This window comes from Actinoplanes sp. NPDC051633 (assembly GCF_040681735.1).
Classification (GTDB): Bacteria; Actinomycetota; Actinomycetes; order Mycobacteriales; family Micromonosporaceae; genus Actinoplanes.
In genome coordinates this window covers 1-1,297 of record NZ_JBFAZH010001666.1, presented here as the reverse complement: position 1 = coordinate 1,297, position 1,297 = coordinate 1, and the positions used below count along the sequence as shown (strand labels likewise).

The 1,297-nt window shown below is 70.6% G+C and carries 3 protein-coding genes; 2 read left to right on the top strand and 1 reads right to left on the bottom strand.

Annotation, left to right across the window (positions count from 1 at the left end; all coding sequences use genetic code 11):
- The coding region (locus AB0M20_RS44125; RefSeq protein WP_364307525.1) for a dihydropteroate synthase at positions 1-293 on the top strand (293 nt) is incomplete at its 5' end.
- A gap of 15 nt (positions 294-308) precedes the next feature.
- On the opposite strand, the gene AB0M20_RS44120 is transcribed toward AB0M20_RS44125, so the two are convergent.
- Positions 309-872, bottom strand: a complete 564-nt coding sequence (locus AB0M20_RS44120) for a TetR/AcrR family transcriptional regulator (protein ID WP_364307523.1) — start codon at positions 870-872, stop codon at positions 309-311.
- A 71-nt stretch (positions 873-943) separates the two neighbouring features.
- Here AB0M20_RS44120 and AB0M20_RS44115 point away from each other — a divergent pair.
- The coding region (locus AB0M20_RS44115; protein WP_364307521.1) for an MFS transporter at positions 944-1,297 on the top strand (354 nt) is incomplete at its 3' end.

Genomic DNA, 1,297 nt, shown 5'->3' with positions numbered 1-1,297 from the left:
ACCTGAACAAGAACACGTACCACTCGCTGGAGCTGACCCGGCGCCTCGACGAGGTCTGCACGCTCGGCTTTCCCACCCTGGCCGCGGTGAGCAACAAGGACTTCATCGGCGAGACGCTCGACCTGCCGCAGGGCGAACGCCTGGCCGGAACCCTCGCCGCGGTGGTCTTCTGCGTGCTGCGCGGCGCACGCATCGTGCGCATGCACGACGTGCGCGCGGCCGTCGAGGCGATCCACATGACCGAGGCGATGCTCGGCTGGCGGCAGCCGCTGACCGCCCGCCACAACATCTAGCCCGGCCGGCGTCTCTCAGTCCGGACGGCAGGCATCGGAGAGCGGCAGGGTGTCGACCAGCTCGTCCAGGCCGCCGCCCGCACGCACGGCGTCGGGGCCGATCACCCGCATCGCGCCCAGCACCGTGCAGAGCATGCCGGCGGCCAGGAAGTCGCGCGCCTGCTCGGGGCTCGCACCGGTCAGCTCGCGCACCACCTCGTAGATCCGGCCGAACGTCTCGCGGACCATCGGCCCGATCGCGGGATCGCCGCCGGCCGCGAAGCCGTGCAGCAGGACGGTGATCAGCTCCCGCTCGGCAATGAGCTGGTCATACGCGCGGCCGAGCGACTCCAGATCCGGCTGGATCTCGGCGGCCGCGCGGAACACCTGCTCGACGCGGCCGGCCGCGAACCGCACGGTGGCCACGAACAGCTGCTGCTTGGTGCCGAAGAGCCGGATCACGTACGGCTGGGAGACGCCGGCCAGCCGGGCGACCTGGTCGGTGGTCGTGCCCGCGTACCCGCCGGTGGTGAACGCCGTCACAGCCGCGCGGATCAGCTGGTCGTGGCGTTCCTCCGCGGTCAATCTCGTCCTCGTCACCTTGACAGGTTATCAGCTGATAACTAGCTTGGGGTTCGTAGTTATCAGTGAATAACAACTAGGAGTTCCCGATGACCGCACTGGCTCTGCCGCCGCCCGTGACGGGCGCCGAGAGGAAGTCCCGGCCGCTCGCCGCCGTGCTCGCCGCGGTCGGCATCCCGATCTTCATGGTCACTCTGGACAACCTGGTGGTGACCACCGCGCTGCCGGTGATCCGGACGTCGCTGGGCGCCTCGCTGACCGACCTGCAGTGGTTCGTGAACGCGTACACGCTGCCCTTCGCCGCCTTCCTGCTGACCGCCGCCGCGCTCGGCGACCGCATCGGCCGGCGCCGCGTGTTCCTGGGCGGCATCGTGCTGTTCACCCTCGCCTCGGCCGCCGCGGCGCTGTCGGCGGAGGCGTGGCAGCTGACCGCCGCCCGGGCG